Raw genomic sequence first — 16,131 nt, 5'->3', positions numbered from 1 at the left:
CGGCAATAAATTTATCGGCGACTCAAAATGAGCCGAAATACGAGGTTGTAAAACAGAGGTGTTATTCATAATTTATTGAATGTAATTATGTTTATTGGTTTTTATTAGGTGTGAAAATCGCGCTTCGTAACCTATTCCTTATGAAATGAAGTGGTAATGTAGCGCTATTGACTACTACATTACGGCATTGCATGATCAAAAGAGAATGAGATTTATTTAAAGTGCAGAACGATACCACGTCGTTGCGGCCGGAGAGAAAGAAACATGCCACAGCGGCAACAAAATGCCCCTCAGGAACGCGGGATAGTGCTGGAGTCCCTTTGCGCCGGCTACGGCAACCAGCGCATCGTTGATAACATCAACCTGACCATCCCCGTCGGCAAGATGACGGTGCTGGCGGGCGCCAACGGTTCCGGTAAATCCACCTTACTCAACACCATGGCGCGGATGCTCAAACCGCTGGGCGGCTGCGTGCGCCTGGATGGCCACGATATTCACCAACAGCCAACGAAACAGGTGGCGCGCCAGCTCGGCCTGCTGCCACAGTCACCGTTGACGCCGGAAGGGCTGACCGTCTTTGAACTGGTTTCGCGCGGGCGTTACCCGTGGCAGGGGCTGATTCGCCAATGGTCGGCGGACGATGAACAGGCGGTAGAGACGGCGCTGCGCCTGACCGGCACGTTAGAATTTGCGCATCTGCCGGTCGACAGCCTCTCTGGCGGCCAGCGCCAGCGCTGCTGGATTGCCATGGCGCTGGCGCAGCAAACCGCCACCATTCTGCTGGATGAACCCACTACCTGGCTTGATTTACGCTATCAGGTGGAGATCCTCGAACTGCTCCAGCAACTCACCCGTGAGCATGGGCGCACCGTAGTGACCGTGCTGCATGACCTCAATTTCGCGGTGAACTACGCCGATACGCTGATTTTTATGAAACAGGGGAAGATTGCCAGCATCGTGGACGACAGCGCGCCCTGTACCGCAGAGGTCATCAAACAGGTTTTCGACGTTGACGTACATATGTTGCCTAACCCGCAAACCGGTAAGCCGCTGTTTATGCCGTTTTGCGCCCGTCCGGAGTCTGCCTGATGGCGACTCAGAGCCTGATCCAACGGCCAAAAACGGTTCGCCCGCTGTGGGCACTGCTGCTGGTTAGCAGCCTGCTGTGCCTTGGTGCGATTATTCATCTCGGGCTTGGCGCACGCGCCATTGCCCCCGGCGTGGTGGTTGACGCGCTGCTGCACTTCGACCCGCGCAATTTTGACCACCGCATTATCATCAACCTGCGCCTGACGCGGCTGCTGGCGGCGCTGTTGACCGGCGCGGCGCTGGGGGCGGCGGGGCTACTGCTGCAAACGGTGATCCGCAACCCGCTGGGCGAACCGCATATTCTCGGCCTTAACGCCGGGGCGACGCTGGCGGTGGTGGTCTGCTCTGCAGCGGGGATCTCCTATGGTGCGAGCCGTCCGCTGGCGGCGGCTTTAGGGGCAGCGGCACTCTTCGGGCTGGTGATGTTGCTGGCCTCAGCCGGGCGTGTCGGCGCAACGGCGATGAAAATTACCCTCTGCGGGGTAGCGCTGTCGGCGTTTGCGTCGGCGGTCACCGCGTCGATTCTGATCCTTGATGAACAGACGCTACAGGCGATGCGTACCTGGCTTGCGGGGGATCTCTCCGGTATTAGCCTCGGCACGCTACAGATTGCCAGCGTGCCTGCGCTGCTGGGCGTGCTGATGGCGGCGTTGCTCGCGTCGCGCCTCAATATCCTGGCCCTCGGCGACCGGGTTGCCAGCGGGCTTGGCGTATCGGTGGTGCGCACCCGCGTGCTGGGGGTGATTGCCATTGCGCTGTTGTGCGGCGCGGCGGTCTCGGTCGCCGGGCCGATTGGCTTTATCGGGCTGGTGGTGCCGCACGTTATTCGCCGTTGGGCCGGGCAGGATATCCGTACCGGGCTGCTGCTGGCGCTGCCAACCGGGGCGTTGCTGCTGTTGCTGGCGGATATTCTCGCCCGCTGGCTGCTGGCGCCACAGGAACTGGCGACTGGGGTGATGACCGCGATGGTGGGCGCACCGGTCTTTATTGCGATTGCGGTGAGGTATTTCAAATGACGCGAGCGCTTATCCGCGCGGGCTTTCGCCCCTTAGCACTTGGCCCATTACGTATTCTGCTACGCCCCCGGTTGTTGAAAATCTCCGCCGCGCTGATGACCGTGATTTTGTTATTAGTGGTCTTCGGCGTCACCCGAGGTTCATTGCCCATTCCCACTAGCGCTATTGGGCGGGCACTGTTTATGCCAGAGGCGTTAAGTGCGCAGCAGGTGTACATCGTGCGCGATATCCGTTTACCCCGACTGCTGATGGCGTTGTTCTGTGGCGGCATGCTGGGGCTTGCCGGTGCGGCAATGCAGTCGATTACCCGCAATGGTCTTGCCGACCCTGGATTGATAGGCGTGAAAGAGGGAACCAGCGTGGTCGTATTGACCCTAATTCTGGCTTTCCCCGCTGTAAGCCTCGCCTGGCGGCCGCTGGTCGGTATGCTCGGCGGCGTGCTGGTGGCGCTGCTGGTCATCGTACTGGCCCGTGATCTCTCGCGCCCGCGTTTTATTCTGATTGGTATCGGCGTGTCGTGGGCGCTGTCGGCGGCGATGGGGCTGTTCATCACCACGGCCGATATCCGCGATGTGCAGACGGCGATGACCTGGCTTGCGGGCAGCCTGCACGCTGCCACCTGGTCACTGCTGGCGGTTGCGGTGGTATGGGCGCTGCCGGCGGTGCTGATTCTCTATCTGACCGCGAGGGCGGCGGACGTCGCGTTGATGGGCAACCAGGTGGCGAACGGGCTCGGGGTGCGGTTATCGCGACTGACGCTGCTGCGCTTTTTCGCGCCGGTGCTGCTGACGGCGGCGAGCGTCTCCTGCGTCGGCAGCCTCGGTTTTGTCGGGCTGATGGCGCCGCATATGGCGCGCTTTATGCCGCGCGGCGGCCAGGTGGCGCTGCTGACCGGTAGCGCCTTGATTGGCGCGCTGCTGGTGCTGCTCACCGACACTCTCGGGCGACTGGCCTTTGCGCCGCTACAAATTCCGGCAGGAATCATCATTTCGTTGATTGGCTGTCCTTTCTTTATTTTACTGCTGTGGCGTCGTCGCGACGCATTGTGAGGTTCTGGATGATCCTACGTGGGCTGATGTCAGCGTTGTGCCTGTTTAGCGTTTCGGTGTTTGCACAAACGCACCCGTTTACCGACGATCTGGGCCGCGTGGTTCAGGTTCCCGATCACCCGAAACGGATTGTGTCGATGCACGATCTTGATATTACCATTCCGCTCATCGAGCTTGGCGTGCCGCCGGTCGCCAGCCACGGGAGGACTCGCCCGGACGGTAGCCACTATCTACGCTCCAGCGCGATGCTGACCGGCGTTGATTTTGACAACAGCGATATCAAGTTTATCGGCACCGCGGATATCGACCTCGAAGCGGTGGCGGCGGCTAAACCAGACCTGATTATTACCGAACCCAACCGTAACGTGCCGATTGAACAACTGGCGAAAATCGCTCCGACGGTGAGCATTGACCATCTGCTCGGCAGCGCGCCGCGTATCTACGGCAAGCTTGCCGAACTGACCGGCTCACAGGCGAGGCTGGCCCTTCTTGAGCGCCGCTATCAGACGCAAATTGAACAGCTCAAACAGACCATTGATACCAATAAGATCACCGTATCGGTGATTCAGGCCAACAACGGCAAAGTGACGGTACATCACTCTTATCATTCGTTAGGGCGCGTGCTGCGCGATGCAGGCTTCCGTTTCCCGCCGATGATTGAAAATATTCCGGACGGTCAGCGCATCGACGTGAGTGCTGAACAATTGCCGGAACTGGACGCTGATTTCCTGTTCGCTACCTGGCGCTCGGACACCGGAGGCAAACCGCAGGATGAGCTCAACGATATGGAAAAAGTGATGCCGGGCTGGTGCGATTTTATGCGCGCTTGCCGCACCGGGCATTATATTCTGCTGCCGCGCGACGAGGTTATCTCTAACTCCTATGCCTCGTTAAACCTGCTGGTGGCAGAGGTGCAATCGCAGATTGCCGGTCGTCCACTGCCTAAGGAAGCGAAATGAGCCAGACGGTGATGCGTAAAGAGAAACGCCGGGTCGATCTGTTTGGCGAACGCCTGCGCAGCCGCACGCCGCAGCTTTCGCCGCGCCTGCTGGCGGTCGCGCACTGGATTGACGACAATCGCGAGGCGGTGCTCGACCACACGGCGATGGAGATTGCCGCCGCCACGCAAACCTCCGATGCCACCGTGGTGCGCGCCATCCAGGCGCTCGGTTTTGCCGGGCTGCGTGATCTGAAGCAGACCATGCAGCACTGGTTTGGCCCGACTATCACCTCGTCGGAAAAAATGGCTTCGACGGTCGGGGCGTTGACCAGCGACGTGAATTCCAGCATTGATTTTGTGCTGGAAGGGCACCAGCGAGTCTGTGAGATGCTGGCCAGCACCAGCAACCGTGCGGCGATAGCCCAGGCGGTGGCGCTGCTCGGTGATGCGCGTCAGGTCGCGCTGTTTGGTATCGGCGCGTCGGGGATTCTGACGGAATACACCGCGCGCCTGTTTAGCCGGATTGGTCTGCCGTCTTGCGTGCTCAATCGCACCGGTTTTAGTCTCGCCGAGCAGCTTATTGCGCTGCAGCGCGGCGATGTGCTGATTATGATGGGGCAAAAATCGCCGCACCGGGAAGGGCTGACGACGCTGCGTGAGGCACAGCGTTTGGGTATTCCGACGATTTTGCTGACGCAGGCTACCGATTCGCGCTTTAGCGACATGGCGCAGGTAGTTGTCCACGTCCCGCGTGGCGAGAATGGTCGGGTGCCGCTGCATGGTACGGTGATGGTGTGTCTGGAGATGTTGGTGCTGTCGGTGGCCTCCACCCATTCGCAGCGGACGCTGCGTTCGATGAAGCGGATTAACGATTTGCATAAGGCGATTGGGAAGTCTGGGGGGCGGAAAGGGGGGTAGTGCGAGCGTTGCTAATGCCTTCGTTTTGAGTGGTAGGCCGGATAAGCAAAGCGCCATCCGGCAGTATCCCGCAGAATGCCTGATGACGGCGTTGTCTTATTCGGCCTACAGGGAACTGTTATCAGAAAGTTGCAAATAAGAGGGGCGCTTAACCATTAACCAGTTGCTTTTCTGCCGAATAATCATCACGCTACCTAAAAGACCGACCATCTGAGGAGAAAGACATGAAGGCACTGCCCGCGGTAGCGGTACTGGGTTTAGGCGCGATGGGGCACGCATTTGCTGCCAACCTGCTCAAAAAAGGCTTCACGGTGTACGGCTGGAACCGTACACCGGGTCGTGGTGACGATCTGCTGTCAGCAGGCCTTGTGGTGCGTGAAACCGCCGCGCAAGCGGTAAGCGAAGCGCAGGTGATTATCGCCATGCTCACCGACGGCGACGCTACTCTGGCGGCCATCCGCGCCGTCGCGCCATCCTGCCCGCAGGGGGCAACCTTCTGCCAGATGGGGACTATCGGCATTCAGGAAACCGCCGATGCCATCGCGCTGCTAGAAACACTTCGCCCCGATATGCTCTACCTCGATGCGCCGGTTTCCGGCACCAAAGCCCCGGCAGAAAATGCCCAGATTCTGGTGATGGCCAGCGGCGATGCATCGCGAGCGGGCGACGCACAGCAGGTCTTTGACGCGATTTCTCGCGGTACCCAATGGTACGGCGACGCGGGTAACAGCCAGAAGATGAAGCTGGTGATCAACGCCTGGCTGATTTCGATGATGCAGGGCGTAGCGGAAAGCATGCAGCTTGCCAAACAGTTTGGCTTTACGCCGGGTCAGCTGTGGGAAACGCTGGAAGGCGGGCCGCTGGCTGCGCCGTACGTGAAGGGTAAACTGGAGATGATCCGCAAAGAAGATTATACCCCGCAGATGCAGCTTCAGCATGCGCTCAAAGATGCGCGCCTGGCGCTGGAAAATGCCCCGCAGGGAACCATGCCGATGATGGCCGACATCGTCGATATGTGGACGCAGGCATCGCAGGGTGGGTTGGGCGAGCAGGATCTGGCGGCGGTTTACGCCTGGCTTGATAACGCACGTAAAGCATAAGCTCGGAGAGAAAATGCATGGAGTGGCTACGCCAGCGTATTGAACGTCAGGTGCTAGGCCTGACGGGTATAGCGCTGAATGAAATCGACTTTGAGCATCCTGCCGGGGAACCGGGGCTGTTCGGCCCGCAGTCGGCTATCTGGCCGGTGCACGGCGATTTCACCTCCATGCTGTGCGGCGGCATCAGCGCGTTACTGTTGCAGATGCTGCATCCGCTGGCGCTGGCCGGTGTGTGGGATCACTCCTCGTTTCGGGAAGATATCTTCGGCCGCCTGCGCCGCACCAGCCAGTTTATCTCGGCAACCACCTTCGCCACTGTCCCCGATGCCGAGCGCCTGATTGCCAAAGTCAAAGCGATTCATGAGCGGGTTAGTGGGGTGGATATCGACGGTACGCCGTACGCCGCCAGCGACCCGGATCTGCTGACCTGGGTTCACGTTGCGGAGTGCAGTTCGTTTATGGCTTCCCATCTGCGCTATCGCCGCGTGGTGGTGAGCCCTGCAAGGCAGGCGCAATATTTTATTGAGTCCGCGAGTATCGCCGAGCGGTTGGGCGCACGTAACGTGCCAAAAACGCCGCAGGCGGTGGCGGACTATCTCGAGCAGAAGCGGCCTCAGCTAAGATGCGATGATCGCACCCGTGAGGTGGCTCGCGTGCTGATGACCACGCATTTACCGGGAAGCGTGGCGCAGCCCGCAGGCGCTATTTTGATGAAAGCGGGCGTTGACCTGCTGCCCGGATGGGCGCAGGAGATGCTGGATTTGCGGCTTAATCCCTTAGAGCAGCGCCTGGTGCGAGGCGGTGTTCATGCCATCGCGGCTGTTCTGCGCCGTTCGGTGCGAAACGGCGCTTATCACTGCGCAATGCGGCGCATGAGTTCGTCGGCATAATAATCCGGTACTTCACTGTCGCGGATGGCCTTCGCCACCTGCGCCACATCGTACTGCACCGTTTTGACCGTCAACGTCAACTTCCCTTCACGAATTTCCCCTAACAACCAGCTGGCCTGCGGCTGTCCCGGCTTTATACGCCCTACGGCGCCGGGGTTGGCGAACAGCAGCGGTCGGCTCGTACCTCTGTCGATTTCCCGCACGCAGGCAAAGTGGGTATGTCCGCAAATCAGCGCATCGATGTCGTGTAATTGTGGAAAGGCCAGCAACGTGTGGGCGGTGGTATCGGCATACAGATATTCCGATAGCGAGCGCGGGCTGGCATGCACCAACAAAATCGGCAGCGGCAGGTCCAGACGTAACGAATCCGGAAGCGCTTGCAGCCAGCGGCGGTTCTCCTCGGTTATCACCCGTTTACTCAGCGCAATGGCTTCGACCCTGGCCTCACGCTCTTCGGGGCTGTGCACCGCCATGGTCGTTACCGGTTCATCGCAGGCCACCCGCTGGTCGTGGTTACCGCGCAGCACCGGGATCTGCCGCTCACGCAGTCGGGCAATAACCTCGTTCGGCCAGGGCGCGAAATCGACAACATCGCCGAGACAGTAGCATTGGCTAATAGCGTGGCGGCCAATATCGGCGAGGACGGCATCAAGCGCCGGTAGATTGGCGTGGACATCGCTAAAAATGGCAAAACGACAAAGCATGGTGGTCATCCAAAAGGGTTCGTATAGCCCATAGCATCGGCGTTCTGGCTGGCTTGTTCAATTCAGATGCTTGCCGTTATTATTAGATAAAACCTAACAATATGGAGCAGCCATGGAGCTTCGTCATCTGCGTTATTTCCTCGAAGTCGCTAACACCCTGCATTTTGGTGCGGCGGCCCAAACGCTTGGTATCGCCGTACCGACGCTCTCCGTGCAGATAGCCCAGCTTGAACGTGAACTGGGTACACCGCTGTTTGTGCGTAGCCAGCGGCGTGTAAAGCTGACCCAGGCCGGGGAGATTCTGTGCGACGAGGCGCAAGCAACGCTTTCGCAGGCCGAGCAGGCGAGAGCAAGGGTGCAGAGCGCGGCGCGAGGGGATCGAGGGTATCTGCGCGTGGGATATGTGTCATCGACCCTAATGACCGGGGTGCTGAGCTCGCTGTTTAATGGTTATCGCCAGCAATACCCCGACGTCGCCGTTGAGGTTAGCGAGCAGCCGATGGAGGGAATGGCAGCACAATTAGTGGAAGGTAAATTGGACGTCGCGTTGGTTCGTGGCCCGCTGGCGTTGCCCGCCGACGTGGCCCATCTGGCGCTGCATCAGGACCACTTTTGCCTGGCGCTAAGCGATAGTCATCCGCTAGCGCAGACCACGGCGATTGCGCCGGAAAGCCTTCGCCAGCAAACCTTTATTTTGCCGGAGCAGCGCTCCGGCACCGTTGAGGTGGCGAAACGAGGCGGCTTTACTCTTGAACACACCCGACGGGCCGGGGCGCTGACCGAAGTGCTAGCGAACGTTGCGCTGGGTAACGGCGTGGCGGTGGTTCCGGCGGTGATGGCGCAGACCATCCATCTGCCCGGCGTGTGTTATCGAGAGATTGCCGGTGATGAGATCCCATCGGTGCTGTGGCTGCTGTACCGCAAACGGGAACCCACCGCAGCGATTAAAAAGCTCGTGACGCTCGCGAAAGGGCAGATAGGAAACTGATTTTAAGTGACGTTGTCACTTAATGTTTTTTACTGTCGACTTGCGAATGAAATTCTTTATGATGGAAAAGGTATTCATCAGGAGAATTGGCATGACGAAAACACTTTATATCAGTGACCTTGACGGCACGTTGTTGAACCGCGAAGGCCAGTTTTCTGACTATACGCGTGAGGCACTGCGTCGCTTTGATGAAGCAGGGATACTGTTCACCTGTGCCACAGGTAGAACGCTGAGTTCGGTGGCGATGCTGCTCGGCGAGGCGCGTTTTACCTGCCCGGCGGTGCTCAGTGACGGGCTGCTGACCTTCGATATGGAAAGCGAGGCGATCGTGCAGGCTTCCACGTTGTCACAACCGTTGATTGAACAGGTGGCAACGACCCTTGATGAGTACTCACAGGACGGGTTTCTCTACTGTATCAAGGGTAACCAGTACGCGCTGTTCTATACCCAAGTGCGTACCGAGTTGAGCCAGCATTTTCTCAACAGCAAAGCGCCGTTTCTGGGTGACAATATCTTCCGTATCGATACTTTTACTGCGTTACCTGAAGGGTATCTGCCGCTCTACTATGTGCTTTACGATAAACAGCAAACCTTAGAGGCATTGCAGCCGTCGGTTCACGCCATTCCCGGTGCGCACAGTCTGCTTAACCGCGACGTTTATCGTGCCGAGCAGGATATCTACTTTATGAATATTCTCAGCGATACCACCTCAAAGCACTCGGCGGTGCAGGACCTGAAAACACGCCTGGGCGCAGATGAAGTGGTGGCCTTTGGTGATAACTACAATGACCTACCGATGCTAAAAAGCGCTGACCGCTGCTATGTACCGCAAAATGGCATTGCAGAAGCGAAGGCGGTGGCGACGGAAGTGATTGAAGATTGCTGGCTGGATTCGGTGGTGCGATTTATCGAGCGCGAGCAGGGGCTCCGCGTGTAGATTGTGCCGGTGGTTCCCCGGCGTCGCCATACCCCACATAAAAAAACCGGCCTTAAGGCCGGTTTCTGTTATCAGATTTTGCAGGCATCGCCGCAATCATCGTCGGCGACAATCGCCTGCGCTTTCTTGTCCGCATCGTCAAGACGTTCTGCGTTACGCTCTTGCGCTTCTTCCAGTCCATCAAAGACCAGATTATCGAGATCAATTTCCATCGTTCACTTGTACCCACTCTGTTCTACAATTGTCACAGTATATTGCAAAAATGTTGATTGATGTACCCGCATATGGACCCGTACACGTATTCAGCACGATCCGTTAGTGAAGAAAAAAGGAATCGCTGAAGTGTGACGGCGCGCGACTGGAATGCGCACGCAGTGTTCAAAAAGTAACTGATAACAGGCGAATACTGGAAACAGTAGAGCATATAGCCTTGAAAACGAGTATCAGACCGGAGGGATATGCAATGCAACAACAGGATCAACAAGCGTTAATGAACTTTGATTTTTTGGCCCGCAGTTTTGCCCAAATGCAGTCGCGAGGCCGCCCTGTCGATATTTGCGCGGTAACCGGCAATATGAACGAGCAGCAAAGAACGTGGTTCTGTGCGCGGTATGAATTCTACCGAACGCAGGCGGAAAGCGCGAAGCGGCAGCTACTTGAAGTGTGTTAATCGTTAACGGGCCGGGCGGCCCGTTTTTCATGCTAAGCGGGCACAAAGCGTGCCCGTTGTTGTTTCTGATTATCGCGCTTTTTTGGGAAAGACCAGCAGCGCCACAATCGGTGAAACCACCATCAGGGCAAAGACGTAGGTAAAGCCCACGGTAAATCCGCCGGTCAGGTCAACCGACCAGCCGATAAGCTGGCTGTTGATGGTCGCCAGCAGGAAGGTGCAGACCCAGAAGGTGGACATGGCGTAGGTGACGGTCTGCGTGGTGGCGTTTTTAAGACCCTCTTTCGGAATCGAGAAGATGAACGCAAACCAGGTCGCAAAGATCCCACCGGTAAGGAATGAACACACCAGAATCACGATGTCATTGGTGGCGAACAGCATGGCGAACGTCGTTACCGCCATAAAGATGCTGGAGATAAACAGCCAGTTTTTATAGTGGTAGCCGCGGTTTTTAAAGTACGGCCCCACCAGCGCGCCGAGCATAATCCCCACCTGGTTCACCGTGCCGCTCAAATGTGCGTGCGAGTCTGCCGGCAGATGTGCGTATTTGGTGTAGTACAGCGGCAGGAAGGTGAACATAAACACCATCATGATCATCGCGCCAGCGTACTGGGCAATCATCCCCCACACGATGCGGCTGAAGATTGCCTCTTTCAGCACCGCCATCTTGCTTTCGCGACTCAGGTTCGCCGCGTGCTGCTCGCTGCGCTCTTCGTCGGTAAAGCACAGCATCCACACCACGCCCAGCGCCAGGGTAATCACCCCATAGGCCGCCAGCAGGTTACGCCAGCCGCCGAAGAAGGTGGAGAGATAGCCCGCCAGCGTCAGCGCAATGATAGTGCCGATGATGTTTGAGGTGCAGTTGATGCTGTTCAGGGTTGCCGCCATCTTGTTATCGAAGAAGCGGGCCACCGTTGGCACCAGCGACACCAGGCATACCGCGCCGCCGAGGCCGCCGAGGAAGCGAATTATCAGCAGCAGGGTGAAGTTATCGACGAAGGGGATAAACACCGACACGCCAATCATTATGCAGCCCAGCAGGTACGATTTGCGCGTTCCCATACGCGCAACCAGCACCGCGGTACAGACTGCACCAACGATCTTGGCCCACAGAATCACGTTCGACATCAGCGCGGCGTGCGACACGTCAACGTTGAAATCTGCCATGATCTGCGGCATCACCGAGCCGGTGGTGGCCCAGGCGGCGCCGAATACCATGTAGACGGCGTAAAGCACGAATTCAATGGTCCACTTTTTCACGCGTGGACCTCACCGATGCTTAGTTCCACCATTTCCAGCAGCATTTCAGCGGCCAGACGCAGGGATTCGACGGGTAAAAACTCTTTGGTCGAATGGAAGTTGTGCGCGCCGGTAAAGATGTTGATGGTCGGCAGCCCTTTCGGGGTGATCACGCTACCATCGTAGCCACCGCGCATTAACAGTGGTTTTGGCGTAATACCGAGGTTATGCATCGCCCGTTTAACGTTCTCCAGAATCTCCGGTGATTTGTCGAGGCTTGGCTTCACGTTGTCGTAAATATCATTCAGCGTGATGGAAACACGCTCGTCGCCCCAGCGTTGTTTGAGGTCGGCAACAATTGTCTGCAGCGTGGATTTACGCTGCTGATAGCCGTCGATTTCGAAATCACGGATAGCGATATCCAGCGTGGCGCTGGCGGTATCACCGGTCAGCTTATGCGGCCAGTAGTAGCCTTCGCGGCCTTCGGTGTGCTCAGGGCGCTCTTTTGGCGGCAGGGCGGTAATCACTTCCGTGGCGATACATAATGCGTTGACCAGCTTGCCTTTTGCGCTCATCGGGTGAGCGGTGGTGCCTTTAACCGTAATCTGCGCGCTACCGGCGTACCAGTTTTCAATCACGTATTCGCCGACGCCGCAGCAGTCGAGGCAGATACCGAAGTCGGCGTTCAGCGCTTGCACGTCCAGCGCTTTCGCTCCGCGAATGCCAATCTCTTCATCCGGCAGCAGCACCAGACGAATATCGCCGTGCGGCACTTCCGGGTGGGCAATCAGGTACTGCAGCGCTTCAGCACCGGCGGCGATCGCCGCTTTGTCATCGGCACCCAGCAGGCTGGTGCCATCGGTGGTGATGAGATCCTGGCCGATGTAATCCAGCAGCTCCGGGTGGTTCTCCGGTGAGAAGCGTTCGCCGCTGCCCGGCAGGACGATGGCCTTCCCGTCATACTGGTTCACGCGAATGGCATGGGTATCGCCAGTATGGTCCGGCGCGGTGTCGAGGTGCGCGAAGAAGACAATAGAAGGGGCGTTGGCAATATTCGCCGGAAGCGTAATGGTGGTGATAGCGTGGTGGTTTATATCAACGGTCACTGCCGCATGATGGGCAAATTGGCTGGCGACGTGTTGGGCGAGTTTAAATTGATTATCACTACTCGGTAAATTCTGACTGGTGGGAACAGAGGTGGTGTTAATTAAGGTATATTCGAGGAATGTTTTAGTTATTTTTTCGCTATCAATACGTTTTTTCATTACGATTTGCCTATTATTTGGTTACGTAAAGAAACACTTTATTCACATCTTATTTGAAGGGATAAAAAGCTTCTTACCGTTCTCTCTTCTGCAACAGGAAACGCTTGCGTTATGTGTTTTTGAATGAGTTGCTTGCCATACAACTATACCTATTAATAGCACATTGCGCTGGCATGTAAAGCGGTGTATGAGAGGGAAGACGCAAGTGCTCCCCGAAGTTTCGGGGAGCGGCTGGAACAATTATTTAAAGCGATCCCACGGAATAATATTATCTAACAATACGGACAACAAAATTCCCATCAATAAGCCATTACTTAACAGTGGGCGAATGGTGAGCGGCACATCCTGTAAATATACCGGCGGCAGGTTCATTAGAAAGAGCCCGATAAATAAGGGCAATGCCAGGCGATAGATATTCCGCGAAGTGAATTTCACCTGCTGGCTAAATACCAGACTGGAATATAATAACGGCAGATAAGAGACCAGCATCACCGCGCTGCTGACGCCTAATGGAATAGAGCAGAAGAAACGAGTTAGCGGGGTCGCAATGGCGACCAGCAGGAACAGCAGGGCGCCGTAGAAAAAGGATTTCCGCGAGCTGTCGTTGGTCTGGGTTAACAGGCCAACGGAAGAGACGAACGGTGAAAACGGAATCACCGCCAGCGGCACGGTCACCAGCGTAATCACCCCGGAAACCACAAAGCTGCGGCGATAATGCGCACTGCTAGCGGGGCTCTGCGGGTAGAACACATCGGTACCGCGCACGGCGCCGTAGGTATTGCTGATGTTCACCAGACCGGTGATCACCGCGGTGAGAATAATCCCCGGCGACAGCGTGCCGTGACTGCCCAGCGGGAACAGTTGCCAGTGCAGTTCACCGAAGGAGACCGCCGACGCGCCGAAACAGATGCGCCACACCAGCCAGCCGACGACCGTGCCAATCAGCAGGGCATAGCGGGAAATGCGCGCAGGTAAGAAGATAATCAGGCCAATCACAAAGAACATAATGGCCGTCGAAATGGCGAACGGCCCAAGCTGGAGGCCGACGGTTGATTTGGCGATACCGAACGGCAGCCCCAGCATCCCTTTAAAGAAGATGGTGGTGAGCTGCGCGCCCAGCAGCAGCATAAAGGCGACCATCACCGTCGGGGTAAACAGCCGCGATAGACGATTGCCAAGACCGCTGATGCCGATAAGAATAGTCAAAACCGCAGAGATCGCGATACCCACCGCCAGGCTGCTGGCGATGTCGTTCAGCGCCGTGCCGCGAGAGGCTTCCGCGAGGGTGATGGTCAGAATGGTGCCCCACCACAGGCCGGTTGGCCCTTCCATAATGGCGCGACGATGGCCGAAAAAGACCTGCAGCAGACAGGCGACAGCGGTGCTCAGAAACGCATACTGCGTCAGCATCAACAGACTGCTGTCGGGCAGATGGAAAGCGGAAACCAACGTCGGTGGGACCACCACGGTGTTGCAGAAAATAAAAAAGAACCATTGAAAACCGGACAACAGATTTTCACGTTGAAACAGCGAATTCGGCATAGGGCACACCTGCAAATAAACGCTACTGTAGGCCTTTTTGTCGCCCGTTAGGCTTTTCAGGCATTAACTGCCTGAAAACGGGAATGAAATGCCGAAAAATCGGCATGAAATGCAATATTTGTGTGATGAATATATCTATTCTGGACTATGCCGCAAACTCCGCCAGTCTGGCAACGGGGAAATGTAATCTGGCGTCCTGACGGAACGCCTCCAGCAGGTATTCGACGGTCGCTTTGACGCGCGGCGCGACCAGCGCCCGGTGCGGATACTGAATCACCATTTCATAGCTACCGGAATCGTGCTGCCCGAAAAGCAGCGTTTTCAGCTGCCCGCTTTGCAGGTGCGCCAGCGCGTGATGCACACCAACCTGGGCGATCCCTAGCCCCAGCAGCGCCGCCTGAAGTTGGGCTTCGGGGGCTGAGAGGGTGACCACCGCCGCGTCCGGCTCCAGCGTTACCAGGCTGCCGTCAGGTGCGTGAAAATTCCAGGGCGACACTTTGCCGCCGAGAAAGCGACGGGCGATCAGATGATGATGTCTGAGGGCGTCCGGCGTGCTCGGTACGCCAAACTCGGCAAGATAGGCCGGTGAGGCGACCAGCGCCATATTCAGCAGACAGACCGGGCGGGAAATCAGCGACGAATCGACAATGCGCCCGCCGCGGATAGCCAGATCGTAGCCATCGCGGACGATATCGGTCACCCGATCGTCAAAATCCACCTCAACGGAAAGACCGGGATAGCGCTGACGCAGTCCCGGCACGGCGGGCAGCAGCTGTTCGCGCCCAAAGGCCGCGCTGGTGGAGATACGTACGTGCCCCCGCGTCTCCATTTTCCCGGCCACAACCGTATCGACGGCAGTATCCAGCGCCTCAATGGCGATACGCGCCTGCTGTAAAAAGGCCGCCCCTTCTTCGGTCAGGCTGAGCTTGCGAGTCGTACGGTTCATTAAGCGAACCCCCAACGTCTGTTCCAGCCCGGCAATGTTTTTACTGATAGCGGCGGCGCTCACGCCCTGAAGACGCGCGGCAGCGGCAAAACTGCCTGCATCGGCGGCATCGATAAACGAGGTAATGGCGCGCACGCGCTGGGAAAGATCCATATCTGGTTCCGATAGCAGGGGAAAAGATCTTTATTATTAACCTTAGGTTGAAAGTACATCAACCATAAGGCCTATTAAAGTTAGTAATAGGTCGTCGCATACTGGCTGTCATTCGAGATAAACATGACAAGGTAATCGACATATGAAAACGCTGGTGATTGTTTCCCATCCTTATTTCTCACAATCCCGCGCGATTCACGCGCTGCAGCAGACCGCCGAAGAGGCGGAAAACGTGACGGTACGTAATCTGGAAGCGCTATACGGTGATAACCCTGCGGCCATCGACGTGGCGGCAGAACAGGCCGCCTATGCGGAGGCTGACCGGGTGGTGTTCCTCTATCCTACCCACTGGTTCAATTTGACGCCGATGCTTAAAGCCTATTTGAATGCGGTCTGGACCTACGGCTGGGCCTTTGGCCCCGGGGGGGAGGCGCTGAAAGCAAAAACGCTGCAAATCGTTACCACGGCAGGGGCGAGCGAGTTCACCTATTCCCATGACGGGCTGCTCAACAGCACCATGGAAGAGGTGCTCACTCCGATGAAAGCCAGCGCCCGCTACGTGGGCATGGACTACCGTCAGCCGCTGGCGTTCTATGAGGTGGCGGCCCGCAATAAAGACAAGTTGAGCGAGTTCCAGTCACGTTTTGCCGCCGAGCTGCGCGCGGCGTAACCGGAGGTTAGGCAT

Annotated in this window: 17 protein-coding genes; 11 read left to right on the top strand and 6 right to left on the bottom strand. The window is 57.3% G+C overall.

The genetic code is table 11. The features are described from left to right. The first annotated feature begins 264 nt into the window (after positions 1–264). The 7 genes from ACLGE8_RS01730 (at position 265) to ACLGE8_RS01700 (ending at position 7,002) form a co-directional block, all read left to right on the top strand. A complete protein-coding gene (locus tag ACLGE8_RS01730; protein ID WP_410995989.1) occupies positions 265–1,089 on the top strand; it encodes an ABC transporter ATP-binding protein in 825 nt (274 codons plus the stop codon). Next, positions 1,089–2,105 carry a FecCD family ABC transporter permease gene (locus ACLGE8_RS01725; RefSeq protein WP_410995988.1) on the top strand — a complete coding sequence of 339 codons (1,017 nt, stop codon included), beginning with the start codon at positions 1,089–1,091 and terminating at the stop codon, positions 2,103–2,105. The genes ACLGE8_RS01730 and ACLGE8_RS01725 overlap by 1 nt, the downstream gene beginning before the upstream one ends. Beyond that, positions 2,102–3,154 carry a FecCD family ABC transporter permease gene (locus ACLGE8_RS01720; RefSeq protein WP_410995987.1) on the top strand — a complete coding sequence of 351 codons (1,053 nt, stop codon included), beginning with the start codon at positions 2,102–2,104 and terminating at the stop codon, positions 3,152–3,154. Before ACLGE8_RS01725 ends, ACLGE8_RS01720 begins: the two co-directional genes overlap by 4 nt. Before the next feature lie 8 nt (positions 3,155–3,162). After that, the gene (locus ACLGE8_RS01715) at positions 3,163–4,113 is read left to right on the top strand and encodes an ABC transporter substrate-binding protein (protein ID WP_410995986.1); all 951 of its coding nucleotides are present in this window, start codon (positions 3,163–3,165) and stop codon (positions 4,111–4,113) included. Further along, entirely contained in the window at positions 4,110–5,012 is a 903-nt protein-coding gene (locus tag ACLGE8_RS01710) for a MurR/RpiR family transcriptional regulator (RefSeq protein ID WP_410995985.1), read from the top strand. Before ACLGE8_RS01715 ends, ACLGE8_RS01710 begins: the two co-directional genes overlap by 4 nt. Positions 5,013–5,236: 224 nt before the next feature. Beyond that, positions 5,237–6,112, top strand: a complete 876-nt coding sequence (locus tag ACLGE8_RS01705) for an NAD(P)-dependent oxidoreductase (RefSeq protein ID WP_410995984.1) — start codon at positions 5,237–5,239, stop codon at positions 6,110–6,112. A gap of 17 nt (positions 6,113–6,129) precedes the next feature. Beyond that, entirely contained in the window at positions 6,130–7,002 is an 873-nt protein-coding gene (locus ACLGE8_RS01700) for an oxygenase MpaB family protein (RefSeq protein ID WP_410995983.1), read from the top strand. Here ACLGE8_RS01700 and ACLGE8_RS01695 read toward each other — a convergent pair. Beyond that, complete coding sequence (locus ACLGE8_RS01695; RefSeq protein ID WP_410995982.1) at positions 6,966–7,715, bottom strand: metallophosphoesterase family protein; 750 nt, start codon at positions 7,713–7,715, stop codon at positions 6,966–6,968. The two genes, ACLGE8_RS01700 and ACLGE8_RS01695, sit on opposite strands and share 37 nt — an antisense overlap. A 103-nt stretch (positions 7,716–7,818) precedes the next feature. On the opposite strand from ACLGE8_RS01695, the gene ACLGE8_RS01690 reads away from it, so the two are divergent. Both ACLGE8_RS01690 and ACLGE8_RS01685 read left to right on the top strand, forming a co-directional pair. Next, complete coding sequence (locus tag ACLGE8_RS01690; protein WP_410995981.1) at positions 7,819–8,694, top strand: LysR family transcriptional regulator; 876 nt, start codon at positions 7,819–7,821, stop codon at positions 8,692–8,694. Between the two features lie 91 nt (positions 8,695–8,785). After that, positions 8,786–9,631: an HAD-IIB family hydrolase gene (locus ACLGE8_RS01685; RefSeq protein WP_410995980.1), complete on the top strand. Its 846-nt coding sequence runs from the start codon at positions 8,786–8,788 to the stop codon at positions 9,629–9,631. Between the two features lie 71 nt (positions 9,632–9,702). On the opposite strand, the gene ACLGE8_RS01680 is transcribed toward ACLGE8_RS01685, so the two are convergent. After that, the gene (locus tag ACLGE8_RS01680) at positions 9,703–9,843 is read right to left on the bottom strand and encodes a hypothetical protein (protein WP_112205122.1); all 141 of its coding nucleotides are present in this window, start codon (positions 9,841–9,843) and stop codon (positions 9,703–9,705) included. 251 nt (positions 9,844–10,094) lie between these two features. Here ACLGE8_RS01680 and ACLGE8_RS01675 point away from each other — a divergent pair, with 251 nt between their 5' ends. After that, positions 10,095–10,301 carry a glycogen synthesis protein GlgS gene (locus ACLGE8_RS01675; protein ID WP_185666118.1) on the top strand — a complete coding sequence of 69 codons (207 nt, stop codon included), beginning with the start codon at positions 10,095–10,097 and terminating at the stop codon, positions 10,299–10,301. A 69-nt stretch (positions 10,302–10,370) separates the two neighbouring features. On the opposite strand, the gene ACLGE8_RS01670 is transcribed toward ACLGE8_RS01675, so the two are convergent. The 4 genes from ACLGE8_RS01670 to ACLGE8_RS01655 all read right to left on the bottom strand — a co-directional run bounded on the left by ACLGE8_RS01670 (position 10,371) and on the right by ACLGE8_RS01655 (position 15,446). Next, positions 10,371–11,561, bottom strand: coding sequence for an MFS transporter (locus ACLGE8_RS01670; protein ID WP_410995979.1), 1,191 nt, complete (start codon positions 11,559–11,561; stop codon positions 10,371–10,373). Continuing rightward, a complete protein-coding gene (gene pepT / locus ACLGE8_RS01665; protein WP_410995978.1) occupies positions 11,558–12,805 on the bottom strand; it encodes a peptidase T in 1,248 nt (415 codons plus the stop codon). Before pepT ends, ACLGE8_RS01670 begins: the two co-directional genes overlap by 4 nt. Before the next feature lie 240 nt (positions 12,806–13,045). Beyond that, the gene (locus ACLGE8_RS01660) at positions 13,046–14,347 is read right to left on the bottom strand and encodes a uracil/xanthine transporter (protein WP_410995977.1); all 1,302 of its coding nucleotides are present in this window, start codon (positions 14,345–14,347) and stop codon (positions 13,046–13,048) included. A gap of 145 nt (positions 14,348–14,492) precedes the next feature. Then, positions 14,493–15,446 (bottom strand): LysR substrate-binding domain-containing protein, encoded by a 954-nt coding sequence (locus ACLGE8_RS01655; protein ID WP_410995976.1) that lies wholly within the window; start codon positions 15,444–15,446, stop codon positions 14,493–14,495. Positions 15,447–15,588: 142 nt separating this feature from the next. Here ACLGE8_RS01655 and ACLGE8_RS01650 point away from each other — a divergent pair, with 142 nt between their 5' ends. Next, positions 15,589–16,116, top strand: coding sequence for an NAD(P)H-dependent oxidoreductase (locus ACLGE8_RS01650; protein WP_410995975.1), 528 nt, complete (start codon positions 15,589–15,591; stop codon positions 16,114–16,116). Positions 16,117–16,131 lie beyond the last annotated feature (15 nt).

The organism is Kluyvera sp. 142486 (assembly GCF_046569695.1).
Classification (GTDB): Bacteria; Pseudomonadota; Gammaproteobacteria; order Enterobacterales; family Enterobacteriaceae; genus Kluyvera.
Note: the sequence above shows the minus strand (reverse complement) of the source record. Positions and strands in the feature narration are given on the sequence as shown.

Excerpts from the sequence above, each read along its gene's own strand:
- ACLGE8_RS01730 (WP_410995989.1), top strand. The coding sequence starts at position 265 with ATGCCACAGCGGCAACAAAATGCCCCTCAGGAACGCGGGATAGTGCTG.
- ACLGE8_RS01725 (WP_410995988.1), top strand. The coding sequence starts at position 1,089 with ATGGCGACTCAGAGCCTGATCCAACGGCCAAAAACGGTTCGCCCGCTG.
- ACLGE8_RS01720 (WP_410995987.1), top strand. The coding sequence starts at position 2,102 with ATGACGCGAGCGCTTATCCGCGCGGGCTTTCGCCCCTTAGCACTTGGC.
- ACLGE8_RS01715 (WP_410995986.1), top strand. The coding sequence starts at position 3,163 with ATGATCCTACGTGGGCTGATGTCAGCGTTGTGCCTGTTTAGCGTTTCG.
- ACLGE8_RS01710 (WP_410995985.1), top strand. The coding sequence starts at position 4,110 with ATGAGCCAGACGGTGATGCGTAAAGAGAAACGCCGGGTCGATCTGTTT.
- ACLGE8_RS01705 (WP_410995984.1), top strand. The coding sequence starts at position 5,237 with ATGAAGGCACTGCCCGCGGTAGCGGTACTGGGTTTAGGCGCGATGGGG.
- ACLGE8_RS01700 (WP_410995983.1), top strand. The coding sequence starts at position 6,130 with ATGGAGTGGCTACGCCAGCGTATTGAACGTCAGGTGCTAGGCCTGACG.
- ACLGE8_RS01695 (WP_410995982.1), bottom strand. The coding sequence starts at position 7,715 with ATGACCACCATGCTTTGTCGTTTTGCCATTTTTAGCGATGTCCACGCC.
- ACLGE8_RS01690 (WP_410995981.1), top strand. The coding sequence starts at position 7,819 with ATGGAGCTTCGTCATCTGCGTTATTTCCTCGAAGTCGCTAACACCCTG.
- ACLGE8_RS01685 (WP_410995980.1), top strand. The coding sequence starts at position 8,786 with ATGACGAAAACACTTTATATCAGTGACCTTGACGGCACGTTGTTGAAC.
- ACLGE8_RS01680 (WP_112205122.1), bottom strand. The coding sequence starts at position 9,843 with ATGGAAATTGATCTCGATAATCTGGTCTTTGATGGACTGGAAGAAGCG.
- ACLGE8_RS01675 (WP_185666118.1), top strand. The coding sequence starts at position 10,095 with ATGCAACAACAGGATCAACAAGCGTTAATGAACTTTGATTTTTTGGCC.
- pepT (WP_410995978.1), bottom strand. The coding sequence starts at position 12,805 with ATGAAAAAACGTATTGATAGCGAAAAAATAACTAAAACATTCCTCGAA.
- ACLGE8_RS01660 (WP_410995977.1), bottom strand. The coding sequence starts at position 14,347 with ATGCCGAATTCGCTGTTTCAACGTGAAAATCTGTTGTCCGGTTTTCAA.
- ACLGE8_RS01655 (WP_410995976.1), bottom strand. The coding sequence starts at position 15,446 with ATGGATCTTTCCCAGCGCGTGCGCGCCATTACCTCGTTTATCGATGCC.
- ACLGE8_RS01650 (WP_410995975.1), top strand. The coding sequence starts at position 15,589 with ATGAAAACGCTGGTGATTGTTTCCCATCCTTATTTCTCACAATCCCGC.